General features: G+C 50.4%; 20 protein-coding genes and 3 pseudogenes. 13 read left to right on the top strand and 10 right to left on the bottom strand.

Going from position 1 to position 25,205, the window contains the following annotated elements; genetic code table 11:
- The first annotated feature begins 1 nt into the window (after position 1).
- Both rstB and tus read left to right on the top strand, forming a co-directional pair.
- Positions 2–1,300: a two-component system sensor histidine kinase RstB gene (gene rstB / locus ACLHV9_RS10880; protein WP_028017324.1), complete on the top strand. Its 1,299-nt coding sequence runs from the start codon at positions 2–4 to the stop codon at positions 1,298–1,300.
- Between the two features lie 73 nt (positions 1,301–1,373).
- Positions 1,374–2,303 carry a DNA replication terminus site-binding protein gene (gene tus, locus ACLHV9_RS10875; protein ID WP_407220446.1) on the top strand — a complete coding sequence of 310 codons (930 nt, stop codon included), beginning with the start codon at positions 1,374–1,376 and terminating at the stop codon, positions 2,301–2,303.
- Here the strand turns inward: tus and fumC are convergent, their stop codons facing one another.
- On the bottom strand, positions 2,304–3,698 hold the full coding sequence (fumC, locus tag ACLHV9_RS10870) for a class II fumarate hydratase (RefSeq protein ID WP_128347945.1): 1,395 nt from the start codon (positions 3,696–3,698) through the stop codon (positions 2,304–2,306).
- A 139-nt stretch (positions 3,699–3,837) separates the two neighbouring features.
- Positions 3,838–5,484: a class I fumarate hydratase FumA gene (gene fumA, locus ACLHV9_RS10865; RefSeq protein WP_407220445.1), complete on the bottom strand. Its 1,647-nt coding sequence runs from the start codon at positions 5,482–5,484 to the stop codon at positions 3,838–3,840.
- 197 nt (positions 5,485–5,681) lie between these two features.
- On the opposite strand from fumA, the gene manA reads away from it, so the two are divergent.
- Together manA and ACLHV9_RS10855 are read left to right on the top strand one after the other, a co-directional pair.
- Positions 5,682–6,857 carry a mannose-6-phosphate isomerase gene (manA, locus tag ACLHV9_RS10860; protein ID WP_108090043.1) on the top strand — a complete coding sequence of 392 codons (1,176 nt, stop codon included), beginning with the start codon at positions 5,682–5,684 and terminating at the stop codon, positions 6,855–6,857.
- Positions 6,858–6,956: 99 nt separating this feature from the next.
- Complete coding sequence (locus tag ACLHV9_RS10855) at positions 6,957–8,489, top strand: YdgA family protein (RefSeq protein WP_108090044.1); 1,533 nt, start codon at positions 6,957–6,959, stop codon at positions 8,487–8,489.
- 55 nt (positions 8,490–8,544) lie between these two features.
- On the opposite strand, the gene ACLHV9_RS10850 is transcribed toward ACLHV9_RS10855, so the two are convergent.
- Entirely contained in the window at positions 8,545–9,573 is a 1,029-nt protein-coding gene (locus ACLHV9_RS10850) for a Mal regulon transcriptional regulator MalI (RefSeq protein WP_407220443.1), read from the bottom strand.
- 177 nt (positions 9,574–9,750) lie between these two features.
- On the opposite strand from ACLHV9_RS10850, the pseudogene malX reads away from it, so the two are divergent.
- The 5 genes and pseudogenes from malX to ACLHV9_RS10825 form a co-directional block, all read left to right on the top strand.
- Positions 9,751–10,881: pseudogene (malX, locus tag ACLHV9_RS10845) on the top strand (PTS maltose transporter subunit IICB); the annotation flags it as partial.
- Between the two features lie 85 nt (positions 10,882–10,966).
- On the top strand, positions 10,967–12,736 hold the full coding sequence (locus ACLHV9_RS10840) for a recombinase family protein (RefSeq protein WP_013096884.1): 1,770 nt from the start codon (positions 10,967–10,969) through the stop codon (positions 12,734–12,736).
- A gap of 558 nt (positions 12,737–13,294) precedes the next feature.
- The gene (locus ACLHV9_RS10835; protein WP_182014247.1) at positions 13,295–14,056 is read left to right on the top strand and encodes a lysozyme inhibitor LprI family protein; all 762 of its coding nucleotides are present in this window, start codon (positions 13,295–13,297) and stop codon (positions 14,054–14,056) included.
- Complete coding sequence (locus tag ACLHV9_RS10830) at positions 14,046–14,414, top strand: hypothetical protein (protein ID WP_023280004.1); 369 nt, start codon at positions 14,046–14,048, stop codon at positions 14,412–14,414. Before ACLHV9_RS10835 ends, ACLHV9_RS10830 begins: the two co-directional genes overlap by 11 nt.
- On the top strand, positions 14,398–14,994 hold the full coding sequence (locus ACLHV9_RS10825; RefSeq protein WP_016537359.1) for a hypothetical protein: 597 nt from the start codon (positions 14,398–14,400) through the stop codon (positions 14,992–14,994). The genes ACLHV9_RS10830 and ACLHV9_RS10825 overlap by 17 nt, the downstream gene beginning before the upstream one ends.
- A 157-nt stretch (positions 14,995–15,151) precedes the next feature.
- Here ACLHV9_RS10825 and ACLHV9_RS10820 read toward each other — a convergent pair whose 3' ends face one another.
- From ACLHV9_RS10820 to ACLHV9_RS10800, 5 genes and pseudogenes are all read right to left on the bottom strand, one after another.
- Entirely contained in the window at positions 15,152–15,841 is a 690-nt protein-coding gene (locus tag ACLHV9_RS10820) for a VIT family protein (protein WP_000549951.1), read from the bottom strand.
- A gap of 134 nt (positions 15,842–15,975) precedes the next feature.
- The gene (locus tag ACLHV9_RS10815; protein WP_087855586.1) at positions 15,976–16,557 is read right to left on the bottom strand and encodes a cytochrome b/b6 domain-containing protein; all 582 of its coding nucleotides are present in this window, start codon (positions 16,555–16,557) and stop codon (positions 15,976–15,978) included.
- Between the two features lie 94 nt (positions 16,558–16,651).
- Positions 16,652–16,882, bottom strand: a pseudogene (locus tag ACLHV9_RS10810) (IS3 family transposase); the annotation flags it as partial.
- Positions 16,883–17,345: 463 nt separating this feature from the next.
- On the bottom strand, positions 17,346–17,720 hold the full coding sequence (locus ACLHV9_RS10805) for a cytochrome b562 (RefSeq protein ID WP_013096889.1): 375 nt from the start codon (positions 17,718–17,720) through the stop codon (positions 17,346–17,348).
- Positions 17,721–17,838: 118 nt separating this feature from the next.
- Positions 17,839–18,777: a cation diffusion facilitator family transporter gene (locus ACLHV9_RS10800; protein WP_001198019.1), complete on the bottom strand. Its 939-nt coding sequence runs from the start codon at positions 18,775–18,777 to the stop codon at positions 17,839–17,841.
- Between the two features lie 695 nt (positions 18,778–19,472).
- On the opposite strand from ACLHV9_RS10800, the gene ACLHV9_RS10795 reads away from it, so the two are divergent.
- The 4 genes from ACLHV9_RS10795 to tnpC all read left to right on the top strand — a co-directional run bounded on the left by ACLHV9_RS10795 (position 19,473) and on the right by tnpC (position 22,632).
- Positions 19,473–20,087 (top strand): recombinase family protein, encoded by a 615-nt coding sequence (locus ACLHV9_RS10795; protein ID WP_007890845.1) that lies wholly within the window; start codon positions 19,473–19,475, stop codon positions 20,085–20,087.
- A 232-nt stretch (positions 20,088–20,319) separates the two neighbouring features.
- Positions 20,320–20,700, top strand: coding sequence for an IS66-like element accessory protein TnpA (gene tnpA / locus ACLHV9_RS10790; protein WP_032939119.1), 381 nt, complete (start codon positions 20,320–20,322; stop codon positions 20,698–20,700).
- Complete coding sequence (gene tnpB / locus ACLHV9_RS10785; RefSeq protein WP_003843771.1) at positions 20,697–21,044, top strand: IS66 family insertion sequence element accessory protein TnpB; 348 nt, start codon at positions 20,697–20,699, stop codon at positions 21,042–21,044. The genes tnpA and tnpB overlap by 4 nt, the downstream gene beginning before the upstream one ends.
- A 49-nt stretch (positions 21,045–21,093) precedes the next feature.
- The gene (tnpC, locus tag ACLHV9_RS10780) at positions 21,094–22,632 is read left to right on the top strand and encodes an IS66 family transposase (protein ID WP_003843773.1); all 1,539 of its coding nucleotides are present in this window, start codon (positions 21,094–21,096) and stop codon (positions 22,630–22,632) included.
- 36 nt (positions 22,633–22,668) lie between these two features.
- Here tnpC and ACLHV9_RS10775 read toward each other — a convergent pair.
- Both ACLHV9_RS10775 and ACLHV9_RS10770 read right to left on the bottom strand, forming a co-directional pair.
- Positions 22,669–23,717 (bottom strand): annotated as a pseudogene (locus tag ACLHV9_RS10775) (IS3-like element ISSen4 family transposase); the annotation flags it as partial.
- Positions 23,718–24,456: 739 nt separating this feature from the next.
- On the bottom strand, positions 24,457–25,179 hold the full coding sequence (locus ACLHV9_RS10770) for an inovirus-type Gp2 protein (protein ID WP_023280002.1): 723 nt from the start codon (positions 25,177–25,179) through the stop codon (positions 24,457–24,459).
- Positions 25,180–25,205 lie beyond the last annotated feature (26 nt).

Raw genomic sequence — 25,205 nt, 5'->3', positions numbered from 1 at the left:
AATGAAAAAGCTGTTTGTGCAGTTTTATCTTCTGCTGTTTGTCTGCTTCCTGGTGATGACCATGCTGGTCGGGCTGGTCTATAAATTCACTGCCGAACGTGCAGGCAGGCAGTCGCTGGATGACCTGATGAAAAGCTCGCTGTATCTGATGCGCAGCGAGCTGAGAGAGATCCCACCGCACGACTGGGCAAAAACCCTGAAAGAGCTGGATCTGAACCTGTCGTTTGATTTACGCATTGAGCCGTTGAAAGATTTCGATCTGGACGCGCGGGCCATGCAGCGTCTGCGCGACGGGGACATTGTCGCGCTGGATGAGAAATATACCTTTATCCAGCGTATTCCGCGCAGCCATTACGTGTTGGCCGTCGGGCCGGTGCCCTACCTCTATTATCTGCACCAGATGCGTCTGCTGGATATGGCGCTGATGGCCTTTATCGCCATTTCACTCGCGTTTCCGGTTTTTATCTGGATGCGACCACACTGGCAGGACATGCTGAAACTGGAATCCGCCGCACAGCGTTTTGGCGAGGGGCATTTTACCGAACGTATTCACTTCGACAGCGGTTCCAGCTTTGAACGTCTGGGCGTGGCCTTTAACCAGATGGCCGATAACATCAATGCCCTAATCGCCAGTAAGAAGCAGTTGATCGACGGGATTGCACACGAGCTGCGAACGCCGCTGGTTCGCCTGCGCTATCGTCTTGAAATGAGCGAGAATCTGACGGAAGCGGAATCTCAGGCTCTGAATCGCGATATTGGCCAGCTTGAAGCGCTGATTGAGGAGCTGCTGACCTACGCGCGCCTCGACCGCCCGCAGAACGAGCTGAACCTCAGCACGCCGGATCTGCCTGACTGGCTGCAAACTCACATTGATGATGTCCAGAGCGTGAACCCACAACGCACGCTGTTGACCCGCGTTACCTCGGGTGATTATGGTGCTCTGGATATGCGCCTGATGGAGCGCGTGCTGGACAACCTGCTCAACAACGCCATGCGTTACAGCGAAAGCACATTGCAGATTGGACTGGATTTACAGGGCAATCAGGCCCGCCTGACTGTAGAAGACGACGGGCCGGGAATTGCCCCGGAAGCGCGAGAAACGGTGTTTGAACCGTTTGTGCGTCTCGATCCCAGCCGCGATCGCGCCACTGGCGGATGCGGCCTGGGGCTGGCGATTGTCTACTCTATCGCACAGGCGATGGGCGGCACGGTGCATTGCGAGGAGAGCGAGCTCGGCGGCGCGCGCTTCTGCTTTAGCTGGCCGGTATACCACAACATCGCCCTTCCCGTTCCTGCCTGACTTAAACCGCACGCTGGTCTGACCCGGCGTGCTGTGCTATATGATAAGTATGTTGTAACTAATGAGTATATTTATGGCGACTTACGATCTCATCGAAAGGCTCAACAGCACCTTTCGCGAAATAGAACATGAATTACTTACGCTGACAGAACGCTTGCAAACCTGCCGCCTGCTGGCCGCGCGCGTCTTTACCCTACCGGATGTGGCCAAAGGGGCTGAACACGATCCGCTGGATACCATCGACGTGAAACAGCACATCGGCAAAGCCGCATTTGAACTGGCACTAAAACATTATCGTCACCTTTTTATTCAGCAGCAGTCAGAACAACGCAGCAGTAAGGCGGCTGTTCGTCTGCCTGGCGTGATCTGCCTGCAAACCGATGCGACAACGCGTGAAGCGCTGGAAGGTCAGATTACGTATATCAACACTCTGAAAGCGGCATTTGAAAAGATCATCACCGAAGAGTCAGGCCTGTCCCCTGCTGCCCGGTTCGAGTGGGTGCATCGTCAGCTTCCTGGATTGATTACCCTGAATGCCTACCGCACGCTGACGGTACTGCGTCATCCCGCCACGCTGCGCTTCGGCTGGGCCAATAAGCACATCATTAAAAACTTCACCAAGGATGAGATTCTGGCGCAACTGGAAAAAAGTCTGAAGACGCCGCGCACCGTGGCACCGTGGTCGCGGGAACAGTGGATTGAACGCCTGGAGCAGGAGTATCACAGCATCGCCTCGCTACCGGCGGACACGCGCCTCAAAATAAAGCGCCCGGTGAAGGTCCAGCCTATCGCCCGCGTCTGGTATTCCGGTCAACAGAAACAGGTGCAGTATGCCTGTCCGACACCGCTGATTGCGCTTTACGATGCGGATCAGGGTGCTGTCGTGCCGGATATCGGTGAACTTCTGAATTACGATGCTGAAAATATCCAGCACCGTTACAGACCTCAGGCGCAGCCGCTACAGCTGATTATTCCGCGGCTGCACCTGTATGTGGCGGGATGATTATTTCAGGCTGCCGACCATCGCTTCCGGACGAACCCAGGCGTCGAACTCCGCCTCCGTCAGATAGCCCAGCGCCAGGGCGGAGGCTTTCAGCGTCAGCCCCTCTTTATGCGCTTTTTTGGCAATCTCGGCGGCTTTATCGTAGCCAATATGGGTATTGAGCGCAGTCACCAGCATCAAAGACTCGTTGAGCAACTGGCTGATGCGCTCGCGGTTTGGCTCAATGCCTACCGCACAGTGCTCGTTAAAGCTTTCCATCCCGTCCGCCAGCAGCCGAATGGATTGCAGAACGTTGTGGATCACCATTGGACGATAGACGTTCAGCTCGAAGTTGCCGGATGCGCCTCCCATGTTAACGGCCACGTCGTTGCCTATCACCTGACAGCAAAGCATAGTCATGGCTTCGCACTGGGTCGGGTTCACTTTACCCGGCATGATGGAGCTGCCCGGCTCGTTTTCCGGGATGCTGATTTCACCAATACCGCAACGCGGACCCGAAGCCAGCCAGCGTACGTCGTTGGCAATTTTCATCAGCGAGGCCGCCAGCCCTTTCAGCGCGCCGTGGGTATGAACCAGCGCATCGCAGGTCGCCAGCGCTTCGAACTTATTGGGTGCCGTAACGAACGGCTGCCCGGTGATGTTTGCCAGCTCCTCCGCCACGCGCACCGCGTATTCAGGATGGGTATTTAACCCGGTCCCGACCGCCGTCCCGCCGAGCGCCAGCTCCGCCAGATGCGGCAGGCTGTACTCAATATGCTTCAGGTTATGTTCCAGCATCGCGACCCAGCCGGAAATCTCCTGGCCGAGCGTCAGCGGCGTGGCGTCCTGCAGGTGCGTACGGCCAATTTTGACGATGTCACGGAAGGCCTGCGCTTTTTCGTTTAGCGTCTTTTTCAGCACATTCAGCTGCGGGATAAGCTGCTCGCGAATAGCGATGACCGCCGCCACATGCATTGCCGTCGGGAACACGTCGTTCGAACTTTGGCTCTTGTTCACGTCATCATTCGGGTGAACCTTACGCTCCATACCACGCACGCCGCCCAGCAGCTCGCTTGCGCGGTTTGCCAGCACTTCGTTCATGTTCATGTTGCTTTGCGTGCCGGAACCGGTCTGCCAGATGGCCAGAGGGAATTCATCAGGGTGCTTGCCTGCCAGCACCTCATCAGCCGCGCTGATGATGGCCGAGGCTTTTTCTGAAGCCAGCAACCCTAAGTCCTGATTCACTTTGGCTGCGGCGCGTTTCGTCAGTGCCAGCGCCTGAATCAGCGAAACGGGCATTTTCTCAGTTGAGATGCGGAAGTGTTCCAGCGAACGTTGGGTTTGTGCGCCCCAAAGTTTGTCGGCCGGGACGTCGATCGCGCCCATAGAATCTGTTTCGCGACGATGCGTTGTCATTACTTTCTCCTTGATAACAAAGATGGGATTGCTCACATGCTTAAGAGATAAGTATTGATGGCTTCTGAATTACTGTATGGCGCTTTGTGCGCTCTTTATTATGCCGGGTGGCGCTGACGCTACCCGGCAGAGTTTTAGCTTACTTCACACACGCCGAACACTGGGAAGACTGGATCTGTTTGAAGAAGTCGTTACCTTTGTCATCCACGAGGATAAACGCCGGGAAATCTTCCACTTCAATTTTCCAGATCGCTTCCATACCCAGTTCCGGGTATTCCACGCACTCCAGGCTCTTGATGCTGCCCTGAGCCAGCACGGCTGCCGGGCCGCCGATGCTGCCGAGGTAGAAGCCGCCGTGCTTGTGGCAGGCGTCCGTCACCTGCTGGCTGCGGTTGCCTTTCGCCAGCATGATCATGCTGCCGCCGTTGGCCTGCAGCTGGTCAACGTACGAGTCCATACGGCCTGCCGTGGTTGGGCCTAACGAACCGGAAGCATAACCTTCTGGCGTTTTCGCCGGGCCTGCGTAGTAGATCGGGTGATCTTTAATGTACTGCGGCAGCCCTTCGCCGTTGTCCAGACGCTCTTTCAGCTTCGCGTGCGCAATGTCGCGTCCGACGATAATCGTGCCGTTCAGGGAGAGACGCGTCGACACCGGATACTGTGAAAGCTGCGCCAGGATCTCTTTCATCGGACGGTTCAGATCAACGCGAACCGCTTCACCCTCACCTGCTTTACGCAGTTCTTCCGGAATGTACTTACCTGGGTTGTTTTCCAGTTTTTCGATCCACACACCTTCGCGGTTGATCTTGGCCTTGATGTTGCGATCCGCAGAGCAGGACACGCCCATCCCGACCGGGCAGGATGCGCCGTGACGCGGCAAACGGATCACGCGTACATCGTGAGCAAAATATTTGCCGCCAAACTGCGCACCCAGGCCCAGATTACGCGCTTCTTCCAGCAGTTCTTGCTCAAGCTGCACGTCGCGGAACGCCTGGCCGTGCTCGTTCCCTTCCGTTGGCAGGCCATCGTAGTATTTCGTTGAGGCCAGTTTCACGGTCTTCAGCGTGCTTTCAGCCGAGGTACCGCCGATCACGAAGGCAATATGGTACGGCGGGCACGCCGCGGTGCCGAGGGTGCGCATCTGCTCAACCAGGTAATTCTTCAGCTTGCCCGGGGTGAGCAGCGCTTTGGTTTCCTGATAAAGATAGGTTTTGTTGGCTGAACCGCCGCCTTTGGCGATGCAGAGGAATTTGTACTCGTCACCGTCTACGGTATAGAGGTCAATCTGCGCAGGCAGGTTGGTACCGGTGTTAACCTCTTTGTACATATCCAGCGCCGCGTTTTGCGAATAGCGCAGGTTATCTTCGGTGTAGGTGTTGTAGACGCCGTGCGCCAGCGCCGCTTCGTCACCGCCGCCGGTCCAGACGCGCTGGCCTTTTTTACCGACGATGATCGCCGTGCCGGTGTCCTGGCAGGTTGGCAGAACACCTTTCGCCGCGATGTCTGAGTTACGCAGGAACTGCAGGGCAACGTATTTATCGTTCTCGCTGGCCTGCGGGTCGCTCAGGATATCGGCAACCTGCTGCTGATGCGCGGGACGGAGCATAAACGAAGCGTCGTGGAACGCATGCTGCGCCAGCAGCGTCAGCGCCTGCGGATCGACCTTGAGGATCTCCTGTCCTTCAAACTCAGAGACGGAAACGTGATCGCGGGTTAACAGGTAATACTCGGTCTGATCCTTACTCAGCGGGAAAGGATCCTGATAATGAAAGGGTTTATTCGACATTGTTCTCTCACTTACTGCTTCAGTCTGATTATTTGGGCAGATGTTCCGCTGCCCGCTTAAAAGCGAGTCAGCTTATCCTACACAATTTTTTAACAAAAACTGAGACTAGTACGACTTTTTACATCCGCAGGTTACTTCCACGTGGTTTATTGCTTTAATACCCGGAGTTAATTCCACATTTGAATCAGGGCTTGATAATGCAAAAACTCATTAACTCAGTGCAAAACTACGCCTGGGGAAGTAAAACTGCGTTAACGGATCTCTACGGTATCGCGAACCCGAACAACCTGCCGATGGCAGAACTGTGGATGGGGGCGCACCCGAAGAGCAGCTCAAAAATTGAAGATGCCAGCGGCCAGATTCGCGCTCTGCGCGACGTCATTGATGCCGATAAAGGCGCGCTGCTGGGCGACAAGGTTGCCAGCCGTTTTGGTGAGTTGCCGTTCCTGTTTAAAGTACTGTGCGCCGACCAGCCGCTCTCCATTCAGGTTCACCCGAACAAGAAAGCCTCTGAGATTGGTTTCGCCAAAGAGAACGCCGCAGGCATTCCGTTAGATGCCGCCGAGCGTAACTACAAAGATCCTAACCATAAGCCGGAGCTGGTCTTTGCGCTGACCCCGTTCCTGGCGATGAATGCGTTCCGCGAGTTTTCAGAGATCATTTCCCTGCTGCAACCGGTCGCGGGTGCCAGCAAGGCTATCGCCCACTTCCTCGAAAACCAAAACGCAGACGCGCTGAGCCAGCTGTTTGCCAGCATGCTTAACATGCAGGGTGAAGAGAAATCGCACGCGCTGGCGGTGCTTAAAGCAGCGCTAAACACGCAGCAAGGTGAACCGTGGGAGACTATCCGCCTGATTTCCGAATTCTACCCGGACGACAGCGGACTGTTCTCTCCGCTGCTGCTGAACGTGGTGAAGCTGAACCCGGGCGAAGCGATGTTCCTGTTTGCCGAAACGCCTCACGCCTATCTGCAGGGTGTCGCCCTGGAGGTAATGGCCAACTCCGACAACGTGCTGCGCGCGGGTCTGACGCCGAAATATATCGATATTCCTGAGCTGGTTGCCAATGTGAAGTTCGTGGCGAAACCTGCCGGCGAGCTGCTGACTCAGCCGGTGAAAAACGGCGCAGAACTGGACTTCCCTATCCCGGTTGAGGATTTTGCTTTCTCACTGCACGACCTGAGCCAGACAGAAACGACCATCGCGCAGGAGAGCGCGGCGATCCTGTTCTGCGTAGAGGGCGAAGCGGTGCTGCATAAGGGAGAACAGCGTCTGGTGCTCAAGCCGGGCGAGTCGGCTTTCGTTGCGGCCAATGAATCTCCGGTTAGCATTAGCGGTAAAGGCCGCCTGGCGCGCGTTTTTAATAAGCTATAGGGACTTACTGAATTTTTTAACAACTCTTGCTAAGCTAGTTGCTGGCTTTATATCTCCGGGCGGTGTCTACCGCCTGGTTTCATTTTAGGGATAGTCGCAATGAAAAAATCGGTCGTAGCGGTTGGAGTGATTGTAGCGTTAGGCGTGGTCTGGACAGGTGCCTCCTGGTTTACCGGGAAACAGCTGGAAGGCCGTCTGGCTGAGATGGTGGCGCAGGCTAACAGCGAGCTTAAACGCAGCGCGCCGGAAGCAGGTCTTGAGCTGAGCTACCAGAATTATCAGCGCGGCGTATTTACCAGCCATATGCAGGTTGTGGTGAAGCCGGTTGCCGGTACTGAAAACGGCTGGCTGAAATCGGGCCAGAGTGTGGTGCTGGATGAAGTGGTCAGCCACGGTCCGTTGCCTCTGGCGCAGTTGAAGTCCTTTAACCTGATCCCGTCGATGGCATCCGTTCACACCGTACTGGTGAACAACGACCTGACCAAACCGCTGTTCGACCTGGCGAAGAATGAATCACCTTTCGAGATTAACACCCGCATCAGCTATGCCGGTGACACGAGTTCCGATATTGCCCTGAAAGCGCTGAACTACGAGAAAGAGAATGAGAAAGTCGCCTTCAGCGGCGGTAACTTCAAGCTTGATGCTGACCGCGACGGAAACGTGTTCTCCCTGACGGGTGAAGCGGAAAGTGGTCTGGTCAATGCCGTCAATGAATACAACCAGAAAGTTCAGCTCACCTTCAATAATCTGAAAGCCGACGGCAATAGCCGAATGACCGATTTTAAAGAGCGTATCGGCGATCAAAAACTGTCTCTCGATAAGGTTGCCATTGCGGTTGAAGGAAAAGAGATGGCCGTGCTGGAAGGCATGGACGTCAACGGCAAATCCGACGTTTCCAAAGACGGTAAGAGCATCAATACTCAACTGGACTACACGCTGAAGAGCCTGAAAGTGCAGAATCAGGATCTGGGAACCGGCAAACTCTCTCTGAAGATCGGCAATATTGACGGTCAGGCGTGGCATGAGTTTAGCCAGAAATACAGCAAAGAGAGCCAGGCGCTGCTGACCGATACCGCACTGCAGCAGAACCCTGAGGTATATCAGCAGCAGGCGATAGCGGTGCTGTTCAATAACCTGCCGATCCTGCTGAAAGGCGAGCCGGTGATAACCGTTGCACCGCTGAGCTGGAAAAACAGCAAAGGTGAAACCAACTTCAACCTGTCTCTTTTCCTGAAAGATCCGGCAACCGCCACGGGTGAACCGCAAACGCTGGCACAGGAAGTGGATCGCAGCGTGAAATCGCTCGACAGCAAGCTGACCATCCCTATGGAGATGGCAACCGAGTTTATGACCCAAATTGCGAAACTGGAAGGCTACGGTGATGAAGACGCCGGCAAGCTGGCGAACCAGCAGGTGAAAGGCCTGGCGGCGATGGGCCAGATGTTCCGCATCACCAAGGTGGAGAACAACACGATTTCCACCAGCCTGCAGTACGCCAACGGCCAGGTCACGCTCAACGGCGATAAAATGCCGCTGGAAGACTTCGTCGGCATGTTTGGTATGCCGGCTCTGGGGATGCCGGACCCGGCTGAACCGGCAGCGCCAGCCGAACCGGCTGCACCGCAGCAGTAAACAACGAAAACCCCTCGCTAGAGGGGTTTTTTATTGCCGGGTGGCGCAGAGGCGTCTATTTCACCGTCACCAACCGCGCCGCCACAATCTGGTGCCCGGCCTGGACATCCGTATTCTCGATGCGCTGCATGATCCTGTCTGCCAGCGTGTAGCCCATCTCCCGCGCGGGCGTCGTGGCCCAGACGATTGGAAGATCGTCCAGCGCGTTTTCGCCGACGTCGGCAAATGCCCCGAGCGCCACCTGATGGCCGAAGAAGGTTTCTACCCCGCCCTCGCCGCTCTGACGCCCGGCGCGGATCAGGCCAAACCAGGCGCCCATGGCAATCACGTCGTTGTAGCAAATCACGGCGCTGATCGTCGGGCTGCTACGCAACAACGCGCTTATCGCTTCCGCCGCTTTCTTCTGGCTGGATTCGCACTCAACGACCCATTCACTGTGGAATGGCAGGCCGTATTTAATCAGCGTCGCGCAGTAGCCGCCTACCCGCTCGGCGCGCGTCAGGGACGAACATTTGCCACCGAGCCAGGCAATGCGCTGATGACCGCGACGAATAAGATGTTCGGTTAACATTTGTGCGGCCTGCATGTTATCCGGGCGCAGCGTATCAGCCTCATCCAGGTAACTGGCGCGCGAGGCAAACACCAAAGGCACGCCTTTTTCGGCGGCACGTTCACACAGCTCGCTGCCCACGCCTGACGCACCGGCGACGATCACCCCGTCGACCCCCTGGTTAAGCAACATATCCAGGCGGGAAAGCAGCTGATCGGCCTCACGACCGCCGTGCAGCAGAAAGACCATCCGTCCCTGCGCTTCAAGCGCCTCGGTTAACCCTGCGGTCAGTTCTGCATAGAAGGGAGACGTCAGGTCACGAACAATCAAACCGATCACCCCGCTTTGCCCACCGCGCAGCGCCGATGCCTGGCGGTTGCGCACAAAGCCCAGTTGTTCAACCGCCTCGTTCACCCGCTGGCCGGTCGCAGGAGAGATCCGCCCTTTCCCGCTAAGCACCAGAGAAACGGTGCTGACGGAAACACCCGCCGCCAGCGCAACATCGTTGATGGTGATTTTTTTCGCTACAGCCATGTGTCGGCGTGACTCCCTGAAATGAGATCGGTAAAACGTTTTATCAATACGTTATCTTTATACTACCAGTCAAAGCCTGAGAATGTGATTTAGCGCGCACTAAACTTTGATAAAACGTTTTATCTTCTCGCAGCATTGAAGCAGATAAACTGATTTTAACAATAAAGGAGTCGTTTTATGACGGCGAAAGCAGCACAAAAAATATCGCTGTGGGAGTTTTTCCAGCAACTGGGTAAAACCTTTATGCTGCCCGTGGCACTCCTCTCGTTCTGCGGGATCATGCTCGGGATCGGCAGTTCACTCAGCAGTAAAGACGTCATCACGCTGATCCCGTTCCTCGGCGCGCCAGTGCTGCAGGCGATCTTTATCTGGATGAGTAAGGTCGGCTCCTTTGCCTTCAGTTTCCTGCCCGTGATGTTCTGTATTGCTATCCCGCTGGGTCTGGCGCGCGAGAATAAAGGCGTGGCCGCGTTTGCCGGTTTTGTGGGTTACGCGGTGATGAACCTGGCCGTTAACTTCTGGCTGACCGCGAAAGGCATTCTGCCTACCACCGACGCCGCGGTGCTGAAAGCTAACAACATTCAGAGCGTGATTGGTATCCAGTCTATTGATACCGGGATCCTCGGTGCGGTGATCGCCGGGGTGATCATCTGGATGTTGCACGAACGCTTCCACAATATCCGTCTGCCGGATGCGCTGGCATTCTTCGGTGGTACCCGCTTTGTGCCGATTGTTACCCTGGTGGTAATGGGTCTGTTTGGTTTGATCATTCCGCTGATCTGGCCAGTCTTTGCGATGGGTATCAACGGCATTGGGCGCATCATTAACGGCGCGGGAGATTTTGGACCGATGATCTTCGGTACCGGTGAACGCCTGCTGCTGCCGTTTGGCCTGCAACATATCCTCGTGGCTCTGATTCGCTTCACCGAAGCGGGTGGTACCATGGAGGTGTGCGGTCACGATGTGAGCGGTGCACTGACTATCTTCCAGGCACAGTTAAGCTGCCCAACTACGCACGGCTTCTCCGAAAGTGCAACCCGCTTCCTGTCTCAGGGGAAAATGCCTGCCTTCCTCGGCGGCCTTCCTGGCGCTGCGCTGGCAATGTACCACTGTGCACGCCCGGAGAATCGTCATAAAATTAAAGGCCTGCTGATTTCCGGCGTGATCGCCTGCGTGGTAGGCGGTACCACTGAGCCAATCGAATTCCTGTTCCTGTTCGTCGCACCGGTACTGTATCTCATCCACGCCGTGCTGACCGGTCTGGGCTTTACCGTGATGGCGGTACTGGGCGTTACCATCGGCAACACTAAAGTAAAATACACCTCATTAAGAATTGAGGCGTAAAAACAGCTATACCTGTCGCCCCAATGGATTACCAAGGAGGTGATGACCAATGTCTGCACATGTTACAATCTTAAGAAATACAGTACTTCCAGTGAAATTCAATACCATGAATCGTCCACGCTTATATTCATATATCCGTTACTCCAGCGAACGACAAGGTAAAGGTAGTTCGATTGAGCGTCAGAAGAGCTACATTGCTGAAATGGCAAAACAGATTGCTACTGAGTACGATCTGGAGATTTTCGAGGAATACCAAGATTTAGGGGTATCCGCGTACAAGGGTAAAAACGTTCAGGAAGGAGCTTTATCGGATTTCATAGACCAAGTTGAATCCGGTTTGATCCCAAAGGGGTCTTTCCTCTTGATTGAATCCCTTGATCGCTTCTCACGCCAGAACGCCATGCAAGCGGTTAACCTTTTCACCAGCTTATTACTTAATGGCATCACGGTAATTACCGGGATTGATAAACAGGTTTACAGACAGACTGAAGTAAACACCGAGACATTGCAGCAACTGATGTTTAGCGTGATGTTGTTCAGCCGTGCAAACGAAGAAAGTTCAACCAAATCACACCGCACCATTGCAAGTGCTCTGTCCAAGATCAGACGTCACCAGGAACGGAAACCAGGTGATCCTGTAGTCGCAATTAAAGAGTTAGGCTCGGATAAATGGTGGACAGATTCAAGTACTGGATATGTCAATCCGCATCCAGTCCTGTTCCCCATAGCAAAAAAAATTATCCAGTTAAAACAAGACGGTTGGTCAAATCGGATGATCCTTCAACATCTGAAAAACAACTACGATGGACCGGTTATTGGCAACAAAAAATCAAAAGGTATATGGAATATGCAGCATTGTTCCAGAATCCTTGAACCTGCCATTTATGGACGAAAAGTAATCACTGTAAACAATGCAGAATACGTTCTGGATGATTATTACCCTGCGATCATCAGCAAAGATGAATATGAAGCGTTAAAGCTCCAAGTTGGAAACAAAGGATTTGCCCCGAATCGCGAGAGTAATCCAGAAATACCATTACTTTCCGGTATTGGTATTTTGCACTGTGCGCACTGCTCATGTTACATGGTTAAGGCTAAATCAACCCTTAAAAACCATCCACATGCTTACCGTTACCAATGTGCATCCAGAGATTTACATCAAGATTGTAATAAGTGGGGATTCAGGGCAAGCACCCTTGAAAGGACGATTTTACAACTAATAGCCGATAGAATATTCTTACAGACGAAATATCAACCATCTGGTTTAGAAGGGAAAATAGCGGACATACAATCGCAAATTGAGAACTATGTATTGGCTATAGGTTCAGCTAAAAGCCCTGAGATCATTAATAGCCTCACTTCGCAAATTGATCAACTAGAACAAGAAAAACAAAGTCTGATAGTGGAAAAAAGACTATACGATGAATCAATCGTGCAAATGAACACTGAAGGTTGGGACAAGTTCAGGAAGTTTGACATTGATGACGCACTTAACCCTTTACGCACAAAAATAAGAGCAAACATTAAGACCGTTATTATGCGCGTAGATTGCTCCAGAATAGATAAGAAACACAACTTGTTTACCATCACATACCGCGATCAGCATAAACAGCGTATCGTTATCGAAAACAACTCAGGCTGGAAGAAGGGTAAGATTTATGTTGAAGCGCAGACTATCAACGATATTCAAATTCTTGAATCTGAAGGTTTGATACTGCATGACCATATTGACATATTGATCAACCGAGACAAGTTCATGACGGAAGCGAAAAAACGACTAGATCATCCCCGAACACTGATCGATGAACTGACGGAATAAAGGTAAGTGTTAGTGCCATTGTAAAATTGCCCCACAGAAATGTTAGCGTAATCCATCGCTATATAGCCATGAATCGCTCTGTATCTTGTCAGAGCGATTAAAGCAGACTTCAGGCATCGTTCAATATAAAACCCCCGTAAAACTTGATACAGAGCGTTGTAGAGCAAGGGTTCAAAATTACATCGTATTCATTCTGTCTACGAACTGTACTTATTGCACCGCTCCTTATCGAAACACCTCTATGGTTGCCGGAAACCCCGCACAAAGTAGATTGTTATGTCTTTCAATCGCAGTATTCAAGACTAACCGCTGCCCGCCGCCCGACGTTAACACCAAGCATATGAACCATTTTAAAACCCTTTAAAAACAATACCCTTCGCATCTTCCCCCTCTTCTCCCCATGTTAATCGATCGTTTTTACAGATCAATTATACGATATTGATAGATTTCATAGATCAATGTAAGATCATGATTCTTCGGTTAGTGTTTCTCGTAAACAAGACTCACGGAATGAATACTCTGTCCACGATGGAGTGCGAAAGAAAGAAGGTATCCAGAATGACAATTCTTATTAAAACGTTAAAAATCATGGCGTCAGGTGTTGTTTTCGTTTCAGGTTTAACCACCGCCTCCAGTACCGTGTATTTCTTGCCAGAGGCAAAATCAATGGGTGTCGCCAGCAGCGACAAAAACGCACTGATGTTTCTCGGGATGGACAGGGATGTAAATCTGAAGGGAATATGCTTCGCGATGACAAAGCAATCATCATCAATCGTTCCGCTGGTAGATATCACTGCTACAACTGATAACGGCAGATTCACGATGCACGGGTTACGCCCTAATGTCAGTTATTCTAAAGAAGTCGCTTGTTCCTTCGGGTCCGAAGCTGGTGATTTCTTGACTGCCATTTCGAAGTCAACAACCGTTAACGTGAAGCTGGACTTCAATGGCGAGATCCGCAATTACAGTTTCGACACTACAGAGTTCGGAAAGGTATTGACTGCGAATGGGCAAGCCGTGGGGGAAAAAGCAGCTAAAGACTACGCTCAGGGAGTACGTGCACCCGTTTTCTATAGCAGCGGTAGCGAAGCTCCCAAAAACAATGCAGTAACCTCAAACGTCGATACACACAGTTATAAAGCAAGCGATGAGAAACTTAATTCGGTCTGGAAAAGCCTTAGCCCTGAAACCCGAAAACGATTGCTTCCTTCTCAAAGAGAATGGATAAAGCACAAATCCGGCTGCAATAATGAACAGAAATGTCTTACCGACATGACGAACAATCGCATTCGTGAACTGGAGTCTGAATATGGAAAATAATGCACTGACTTTGGTTTTAAAAAACGATTGGGTAGCATCGTCTTCTGGTAATACCTATACCGGAAAATACACAGTTGGACGGTTTCACCTGACAGATGCGTTCATCGTTGTGTATATGAAGCTGATACATGGAATTGAAATACCCGATTTATGGGTCAGTAGCAGTTTCACTAACATACCAGATACCGATACCCGTAGGGTTATGTATATGGAAGGCTGTGATATGTTATCGAAAGATACAATGAACGAAATCCGTAATGCAGTGAAGTCCCCGCCTGACAAGCTGAAAATATATCGTAATGGAGAGCGTATTGTTAAGATAGAAGTTATGGAAGAACGAAATGAAATCACCCTATGAACGTTATATTAAAATAGCAGTCATAACCGTCGCAATAGCCTACGGCATCAATCTCCTTTACGGGCTGACGCCCCCCCCATATCAGCCTAAAACCCCCGAAGTGAAGGCCAAGGTAAATGCTGATACCGTAACTCAGCAACAACCTGAGCAACCATCCAAACCATCGATAATCGATATACTTCCGCGAATGTATACAACAGGGGAAGTTTATGCGCGGTTTGAACAACATGAATTCAGGGCAACAAATGACTTCAAAAAATGTCAGTTAATGGTAACAGGAAAAATAACTGGTATCGGTACTGTTACTTTCAGAAAAAATCCTGTAGTAACATTGGGTATTCCCGGTTCAGATGAAGGCCTGAAGTTCATATTTGAAGATACGAATTACAATAACGATAAAGTTGCTGCATTGAATATTGGGGATCTGATTATAATCGCCGGGAAGAATGCACGACCTGGAACCTTTGGTGGTATCTTTCTTGATGACTCGAAGATAATGACTGATATGATTTCAAAGAAGAAACGACAAATTTTGGTTGTCAATGGTGGCGTTTACGACCGGGAAATTTGCCAGAAGTAGCGTTGTCCTTGCCCTTGAAATGGAGGGGGAGAATCCCCTCCATCACCCCTTCAACAGGTATTGGCGCAAGCAGGAATCGAGTTTGAAGGGAGCTGCATTGCAAATTGTTTTGCGAAGCATCGCCAGTAAGATGGTACTCGAATTGTGCTTCATAACATTAAAGCAGGGCCTGCCCTGCAAAATGACCAATCCCCATAGACAAAAGCATAGCCATGGTACTCCAGAACGTAATTCTTATGATCGCCCTGACAGGAGAGGCTTTACTCAAAACCGAAGATATATAGCCAAGGACCGCCAGTGAAAAAAGGGTGGAAAGGATTATCAACAAAAAAGCCAGTTTCAGAGGGGAGAGCCATGCCACGATTAAGGGTAACACCGCACCAGCGGAAAAACTCAGGGCAGAAAAGACAGCTGCCTGTAGGGGCTGTGCAGAATTTATATCCGTCAACCCCAGTTCTTCACGGGCATGAGCATCCAGGGCATCTTTGACCATAAGTTGCTCCGCAACCTGCCGGGCAAGCTCTGGCTCCAGTCCACGTTGCATATAAAGTGAAGTCAGTTCCCGCACCTCTCCCTGATAATCAGTTTCCAGCTCCCTTTTTTCCTGGGCAAGTGCTGCGTTTTCGGTATCCGCCTGAGATGAGACGGAAACATATTCCCCTGTAGCCATTGACATAGCTCCGGCAACCAGTCCTGCAACACCTGCAAGTAAAACACCGGAAGGACTGCTATTTGCAGATGCAACCCCAAGAACAAGGCTCGCTGTCGAAACAATTCCGTCATTTGCCCCCAGTACAGCTGCCCTCAGCCATCCCACTTTTTCGATACTATGTCGTTCAAGATGCATATATTTTTTCCTTCAAATACGCATACTCATCGGAATTACGGATAAATAGAAAATGCATTGACGGATAAATGCGCGGTTATAGTCTGTTTTAGCCAACCATTACAGGGCATCTTATCCATCATAAACCTACAGCACTATTCGGTAACGGGATTTTTCCTTTGGCTACGAACGGTGAGGAAGATATGCAGCAACCCCATCGCACCATGTGCCCAGAAATAGGTTTCAATAAATACAGTCAGAAACTTATGCACATGCAGGACGGTTTCTGTCAGCACAGGTGACGTGCCAAGAGCAGTATTGAGAGCAAACCAGAATCCACCACATAATGCAACGCCCAATAGTGCAAGTACACCAAGCCCCTCAACCAGAGCAGCAATCCCACCAGCATGAGCTTCAGGAAGACGGAATGATATCAGCATTTTGATATCTTCAACCACACCTCGAAAATCAAGGACCACCCAGGCAAAATAGTAACGAAATCCTCGTTGTGTCAGCATCCATGCAAGCATGACAAACCCAAGGACAATCAGTGATAACCCAGTGATAACATGGAACCATGTTACGAACCCAGTGAGAGTATAGTCACTAAGCGCATCGCTTTCGGTAAGGTTTGAATTAATAATCTGCAATAAAATCAATACAGCTACGATGATATGCAGCACACGTAGAAATGGTGTGTTTTTGTGAGGAAGAGCATTACGTAAATTTTCGTTCATAATTTAGCCACTTTTTTAAGGTTGGTTGACCACTCAATATTATGCCTTTTTATTAATGATAACCTTAACTTCTCAAAACCAAGATGCACTCAGTAATATCCAAACCATGTTCAAAGGCCCAGTACTCGACAGGTAAATTCAGGTTCCTGAGTGGTTCTTATCGTCGCCAGATAGCCACGAAACAACGCAATGCTGTACAGAATGCTTATATCTGAACGCTTGAAATTCCAAAAGCGACGTGGATCGTACGGCACTTAATCCGACGACCGATGAAGAGTGCAGCCATGACAAAATCCATTCACCAAGCCACATTAGGTGACGTCGGAAATGATCTTCTTACGGCAAAGCACATGGCTTAGAATCCCTGTTCCAGCCTCGAAGAGGATACTGATGATTTATTTGCCGGAAAAAAGCATCTTAATGAGGGTCTCATACCGATGATGAAGACATTACGGGCATTAGTGTGTTAATCAACGGGGAGCAGGTCATCATGACCAACAAACAAAACACAGACTGACGCGTGACCACCAAATATAATTTGGCCCCCTGAATCCACCCCGCGCAACACCAATAGGTACTTAACTTATGTTGAGGCAACAAACTAAAATATGTAGCATTGATAATGCATGTTTGTTACCCCAACATTTTTATATGTATTTTGCAGATAAGATAACGTTGTGAAATTTCCTCACCAGTGCATAGCTATCTGCTTGATTACAGGCACGTGTATCATGTCAGTTCAGGGATATCTTTCCAGCATATCTACCTTCACCGAATAATTCCCGGTCTCAGTCAACACCTAGTTTATTGTGGTATTTTCTCATCAGACTGCCTAGTTTCTGTGCTGCAATTTTCCCGGCGTCAAGACCTTCCTTCTCAGCGGTACTTTCAACGGCAGTTACCTCATCAATTAGAAGTGACATGCCTGCAACATACGTTTCCCTGTCATACCCTTCTACAGGGCTGTTCAGGATGGACTCTGCTGTTGCTTTCAGTTCCCGCATATCTTTCCTGAAGGATGTAACGTCCTCCTCCTTAAGTGCTGCGCGGTAGCTTTTATTCATCATCTTCATGGCATGTTCAACACCGTCAGAACCAGCCATTACACAGGGGGATAAAAGAAGGGTGGCTCCTATCACAACAGTACGCATAATTTTTCTCATAATAGCCTCCATATTGTTTACTCTCGTTTTCACAGTCAGAAGGGGTAATATTGCGCAAAAAAAATAATCCCTTCCCAATCTTCTCAAAAAACAGCAGCATTCATATTATTTTTCAGGATTATTTGCCCCCGCAACCAGGACTATTATCACCTTTAAAATAAGGGTCAACATGTGTCATAACATTTAAAACATGATGATTATCTAAAACTGATTTCCTGGCCAAAACAGCAATGTCATGTCCTACTTTCACTGATAAATCACCATCAATTTCCAGATGAACATCAACCACAACAAGGTCCCCCATTTTTCTGGTCTTGAGGTCATGGATGCCTTCGACCCCAGGCGTGGACAATAATGTTGTTTTTATACTATTTTCAGTTTCAATATCCACGGCCCTGTCCATCAAGTCATGAAGCGAATCTGACATAAATGAATATCCCATTCTGGTCACAATCAGTCCCACAACCAGTGCAGCTACCGGATCAAGCAATTTAAACCCTGATAAACTACCAATAATACCAATAGCCACCACCAAAGATGAGGCGGCATCAGAGCGGGCATGCCAGGCATTGGCAACCAGCATAGTGGATTTTACTCGGGTTGCTACTGCCAGCATATAGCGAAAAAGAAGCTCTTTGATAACCAGTGCGGCTAAGGCCACCCACAGAGCAACAATATGTACCTGAGGAATATCATCTGGTTGTTGCATTTTATTTGCTGCTGACCATAACATCCCGATGCCAACAATGAATAAAATTGTCCCCAGAATTAATGATGCACCATTTTCATAACGATGATGCCCGTAGTGATGGTCATCATCGGGATTTTTTTTACTTTTATGATTAGCAATAAGCACCACAAAGTCTGAAACTAAATCAGACAGAGAATGGATACCATCCGCAATAAGCCCCTGAGATCCGGAAAATACGCCAGTAATCACTTGCCCGGATGTCAGAAAACAATTAACAAGCACACTAACCCATGTGCTTTTACGGGCCGCGAGGAAACGCTCATGAGAACTAATATCAATATCATCCGTAAGTTTGTTTACCTGCACCTGAAACTCCTAATAACAGCATCTACAGTTAATACTAAGCAGCCAATACTACCCGGCCAAGTTCAGTTTTGGTATATGAAATTTTGAGGTACTGTGGTGAAAATATAAAAATGGTGAGATTTATTCCTGTAAAGACCGCGCCATGGTGGCGATAACATCTATTTATCATAACGCCTGAACATTAATTTATTCTGAACAGAAGAGAGAAGAAAAGTTGACAGTTATCACAACTATACACTTACACCCAGTGTGGATGGGTTCAACAAACTAAAATTGCAAACCCGATTAACTGAGGAATTGAGCGCTCTCGAAGAGGAGTTGCTTTCGGGTAGCTGTCAACCATTGCAAAATGGTAAACAACATCCTTTGGGTCCCCAACTGTGTGGCCACTGTAGTGACTGTGGTGGGTGATAGAACTGGTCACATTGATGCCAGACTTTTTCGTGCCGCATGTATGGCACACTGAATTTGATTAAGACCTGCTGAAATGAAACCGGAGTGCTTCAGCTACAGAAACTGACCAAATCGTATACCCCAAGCAAGATCTGAATACCATCCGAACAATATCTCTTTTAGGTATACCTGATAAAGACCATGACACACAGTATCAATAGGGTTAAATTTGACTCTATTGACAATAAAAACACGCACTGTATCATATGGGTATCAATTTAATACTCAAAAGAGAATGCATAATGAATGTCCGTATCTATTGCCGTGCATCTACCGAAGGCCAACATGCTGATCGTGCATTAGTTAGCCTGCGCGAATTTGCGCAAAGCAAAAACTGGCAAGTAGCCGGAGAATACATTGAGAATGCCAGCGGTGCGAAGCTGGAACGTGTGGAACTGATGCACCTACTTGCCGAAGCACGGCCTGGCGATTTGCTTCTAATTGAAGCGATTGACCGTCTCAGTCGTCTTCAACATGAAGAATGGGCTGAACTCAAAGCTACGCTGAACAGTAAAGGACTGGTTATTGTTTCGATGGATTTGCCAACAAGCTGGCAGATGGTTGAAATGTCTGGTAACGACCTTACTAGCGGCATTCTTCGGGCAGTCAATGCTATGCTGATCGATATCCTTGCGACAATGGCACGACAAGATTATGAAACCCGCCGTAAACGCCAGGCACAGGGGATCGAGAGAGCAAAACTGGCAGGTTTGTATACGGGGAAAGAAAAAGATATGGAAGCCCGTGAAACTGTTCGCGAAATGCTGGCGCAGAATGTTAAACCAGCCCACATCATGAAAGCGGCAGGTATCAGCCGCGCCACCTTTTACCGAATCAAGAAAGAGCTTTTGTGTTAAAAACGGACTTGATAACAGTATTTGCTGCCCTGACCTGCCCCCACGATTAGATACAACACTCAGTTAGTAACGTCGGAATCTTCATTCTCAGAATGACCCTTTCTCGAGCCCGCTGCAAATTCAGACGGTGTCTGATAATTGTAAGCGTACAGCGTGAACCGTCTGGTCATAATCCGAAGCATCCGACAAAGTGGTGTCCACCAAATAAGTAGTGGGAACCAAAGTGTCAGATATGCAGAAAAATGTGACTCCCGGCAGGCGAAAAGGCTGCCCTAATTATTCTCCTGAGTTTAAGCAACAACTCGTTGCTGCCTCCTGCGAACCAGGAACATCCATCTCAAAACTGGCGCTTGAAAATGGCATTAACGCCAATCTGCTGTTCAAATGGCGCCAACAATGGCGCGAGGGAAAGCTGCTATTACCTTCTTCAGAGAACCCGCAGCTACTTCCTGTGACTCTCGATGCCGCTGACGTACAGCCAGAGCCGCCCACTGAGAGCCCGGAAGCCCTCAGTATCAGCTGTGAGATAACGTTCCGGCACGGGACGCTCCGCCTCAACGGCACTGTCAGCGAAAAGTTCCTGGCTCTGCTGATACAGGAGCTGAAGCGATGATCCCGTTACCAACAGGTACCAAAATCTGGCTGGTTGCCGGTACCACTGATATGAGAAATGGCTTCAACGGTCTTGCCGCAAAAGTACAGACGGCGCTGAAAGACGATCCGATGTCCGGCCACGTCTTCATCTTCCGGGGTCGCAGCGGCAACCAGGTCAAACTGCTGTGGTCCACCGGCGACGGGCTGTGCCTGCTGACCAAACGGCTGGAGCGTGGTCGCTTCGCCTGGCCCTCTGCCCGTGATGGCAAAGTGTTCCTGACCCCGGCCCAGCTGGCGATGCTGATGGAAGGCATCGACTGGCGACAACCTAAACGGTTGCTGACATCTCTGACCATGTTGTAGGCCTCTTTATCCTGGTTGTTGCTGAATAAGCCTGGTAAAATACGGGCTTATGAACGACACCTCTTCTGACGAAATCCTTCTGCTGAAACAGCGGCTTGCCGAACAGGAAGCGCTGAACCGCGCCCTGCTGGAAAAGCTGGCCGACCGTGAGCGCGAAATAGACCACCTGCAGGCGCAGCTGGATAAACTCCGCCGGATGAACTTCGGCAGCCGTTCCGAAAAAGTATCCCGTCGTATCGCACAGATGGAAGCTGACCTGAAGGTGCTTCAGAAAGAAAGCGATACGCTGACCGGTCGTGTGGATGACCCGGAAGTGCAGCGCTCGCTGCGTCAGACCCGCACCCGCAGACCGTTCCCCGAATCACTCCCGCGTGATGAAAAGCGTATGCTTCCGGCAGAATCCTGTTGCCCGGAGTGCGGTGGTTCGCTGAGTTACCTGGGTGAAGATGCCGCCGAACAGCTGGAGCTGATGCGCAGCGCCTTCCGGGTTATCCGGACAGTACGTGAAAAACATGCCTGTACTCAGTGCGATGCGATCGTGCAGGCAGCGGCGCCTTCACGGCCCATTGAGCGGGGTATCGCCGGCCCGGGGTTGCTGGCCCGCGTGCTGACCTCAAAGTATGCAGAGCACACACCACTGTACCGCCAGTCTGAAATATACGGCCGCCAGGGCGTGGAACTGAGTCGCTCACTGCTGTCGGGCTGGGTGGATGCATGCTGCCGGCTACTGTCGCCGCTGGAAGAGGCGCTTCAGGACTATGTCCTGATGGGTGGCAAACTCCACGCCGATGACACGCCCGTCCCGGTACTGTTACCAGGTAATAAAAAGACGAAGACCGGGCGGTTGTGGACGTACGTTCGCGACGACCGCAACGCCGGGTCAGCGCTGGCGCCGGCCGTGTGGTTCGCTTACAGCCCGGACAGAAAAGGCATCCATCCGCAGAGCCATCTTGCGGGCTTCAGCGGTGTTCTGCAGGCGGATGCGTACGCCGGGTTCAACGAGCTGTACCGCAATGGACAGATAACTGAAGCAGCCTGCTGGGCTCACGCCCGCCGCAAGATCCATGATGTGCACGTTCGTACTCCATCAGTGCTGACGGAGGAAGCCCTGAAACGGATAGGCGAACTGTATGCTATCGAGGCTGAAATACGGGGAATGCCGGCAGAGCAGCGTCTTGGTGAGCGTCAGCAGAAAGCTAAACCGCGACTGAAATCCCTGGAAAGCTGGCTGCGTGAAAAGATGAAAACGCTGTCGCGACACTCAGAGCTGGCGAAGGCGTTCGCGTACGCACTGAACCAGTGGCCAGCACTGACGTACTATGCAGACGATGGCTGGGCTGAAGCCGATAACAATATCGCTGAAAATGCGCTGCGGACGGTCAGCCTGGGCCGCAAAAACTTCTTGTTCTTCGGCTCTGACCACGGTGGTGAGCGCGGAGCACTGCTGTACAGCCTGATCGGGACGTGCAAACTGAACGGCGTGGAGCCAGAGAGGTATCTCTGTCATGTGCTCAACGTCATAGCTGACTGGCCGGTCAATCAGGTCAGCGAACTGTTACCCTGGCGAATAACCCTGCCAACTGAATAACCCGTTCCCGTCAATACGGTTCTCGCTGTACGCTTACTGATAATTCAGCGTGGAGTGCGGGCGGCATTCGTTATAATCCTGCCGCCAGTCATTAATAATTTTCCTGGCATGAACGATATCGCTGAACCAGTGCTCATTCAAACATTCATCGCGAAATCGTCCGTTAAAGCTCTCAATAAATCCGTTCTGCGTTGGCTTGCCCGGCTGGATTAAGCGCAACTCAACACCATGCTCAAAGGCCCATTGATCCAGTGCACGGCAAGTGAACTCCGGCCCCTGGTCAGTTCTTATCGTCGCCGGATAGCCTCGAAACAGTGCAATGCTGTCCAGAATACGCGTGACCTGAACGCCTGAAATCCCAAAGGCAACAGTGACCGTCAGGCATTCCTTTGTGAAATCATCGACGCAGGTAAGACACTTGATCCTGCGACCGGTGGAAAGTGCGTCCATGACGAAATCCATCGACCAGGTCAGATTGGGCGCCGCCGGACGGAGCAGCGGCAGACGTTCTGTTGCCAGCCCTTTACGACGTCTTCTGCGTTTTACGCCCAGGCCACTGAGGTGATAAAGCCGGTACACGCGCTTATGATTAACATGAAGCCCTTCACGGCGCAGCAACTGCCAAATACGACGGTAGCCAAAACGCCTGCGCTCCAGTGCCAGCTCAGTGATGCGCCCTGATAAATGCGCATCAGCAGCCGGACGGTGAGCCTCATAGCGACAGGTCGACAGGGATAAACCTGTAAGCCTGCAGGCACGACGTTCCGACAGACCGGTCGCATCACACATCAACATCACGGCTTCCCGCTTCTGGTCTGTCGTCAGTACTTTCGCCCAAGAGCCACCTGAAGCGCCTCTTTATCCAGCATGGCTTCGGCAAGCAGCTTCTTGAGTCTGGTGTTCTCTTCCTCAAGCGACTTCAGGCGCTTAACTTCAGGCACCTCCATACCGCCATACTTCTTACGCCAGGTGTAAAACGTGGCATCGGAAATGGCATGCTTGCGGCAGAGTTCACGGGCGGGTACCCCAGCTTCGGCTTCGCGCAGAATACTGATGATCTGTTCGTCGGAAAAACGCTTCTTCATGGGGATGTCCTCATGTGGCTTATGAAGACATTACTAACATCGGGGTGTACTAATCAACGGGGAGCAGGTCAACGGAGGCTAATGCTAATACAAAAAGTGTGTTTTTCATCCTTTTTCACACAATTACATAATCTCGAATAAAATACTAATTATATCAATAGACTACACATTGCATAGAGAACTAAAGAAGGTCTTGACCGAGCAAGGAAGGTAGGTAAAAGTTAGGCGGTTGCAACAGATATTCGTAAGCGACTTCTGGAAGCCAATATGAAGAGGTCTCAGCCAAGCAAAAAGTGGGATTAAGTCTTCCTACGATTAAAGGGAACTGGAACATGCATCAAGAATGACGGGCACGTTCCAACAACCCAAAAACAAGACCGCGAGCGAAGCGAGTTCCGTCAAGCGAAGCGAAGACGGATAGTTAGCGTTGATTAAAAAACATACGGAAATGTACTGTTTTTTCTATATATAAAATATAAATATTATAAACAGTACATAGTACACAGACACTCACTACGTTCGTGTCCCTCGCTGCGCTCGGAATTTTGAAGTAATGTATGAATGTATCAGCATAGCAACTATAGTTGAACTATCATGCATCTGACCGAAGCATAAAGTTAACCAGGAACAAATCATGCCTTAAAACGCTCTGAGCGAGGCTGTAAGCGATTTTCATGATATGGGTAATGGATTGCATACCTTGGAAAGAAAAACGCGCTACGGGCTTCCTGTGCGATATTTACGAATTCAGTACTTTGCTACTCAATTTTGATGTTGAGTACATGCGCGTTCCCTTCCCTGTTTGCGCTTTACCGCGTTCTTTTGCCAGGTAAGAAAGCCAGAATACCGGACCTTCGAGTGATGAAGGATGTTCACGATGAATGACGTAGTGATCGGGATAGTCTTTAGTGGCTTTAGCCAAGTTTACCAGCGTTGCTTTACCACCTGTCAGTTTCATCCAGATTTCCGTAATAATACCAGCGATCCCTCTTTCTGGCGTTCCAAACCATCTTACCGAACGATGTGGAAGTGCAATCCAGCAATGGTAATGGGGTTGTGAAGCCTTTTCCTGTTCGCAAACCCAACCGTAAGCAAAATCGATAATAGGTTCCGATAAACCGTTATTCCCAGACCCTAGGCGGTCACGTAATCGTTTGAACAAGTTGCGTATGTATTTGTTACCTGCTTCAACAGAAGTGAACTCAGGGAGGTGGAGATCAAAACGGGTAAGGAACACTCGACTGTAGAGCTTCAGGATTGCGTTCAGTTCGTTGATTGTTGAAATAAGTATGTCATGACGAACACCAGAGCCGATTCTTGTGTTAATCCGGTATGCATGACCATCATGAACAAAGGAGTTGCCATTAATTGTTTTGTAACGTCCGTGTTCATGGTAGACGGTACGAAAACTTGTTGCCGATAAAACCGACGATTCGAATAGGGTTTGTGATTGTTGCATCATTGTTAAATTAACCTTTTTGTACTCAG

The organism is Enterobacter sp. CPE_E890, from assembly GCF_046521475.1.
Classification (GTDB): domain Bacteria; phylum Pseudomonadota; class Gammaproteobacteria; order Enterobacterales; family Enterobacteriaceae; genus Enterobacter; species Enterobacter adelaidei.
Note: the sequence above shows the minus strand (reverse complement) of the source record. Positions and strands in the feature narration are given on the sequence as shown.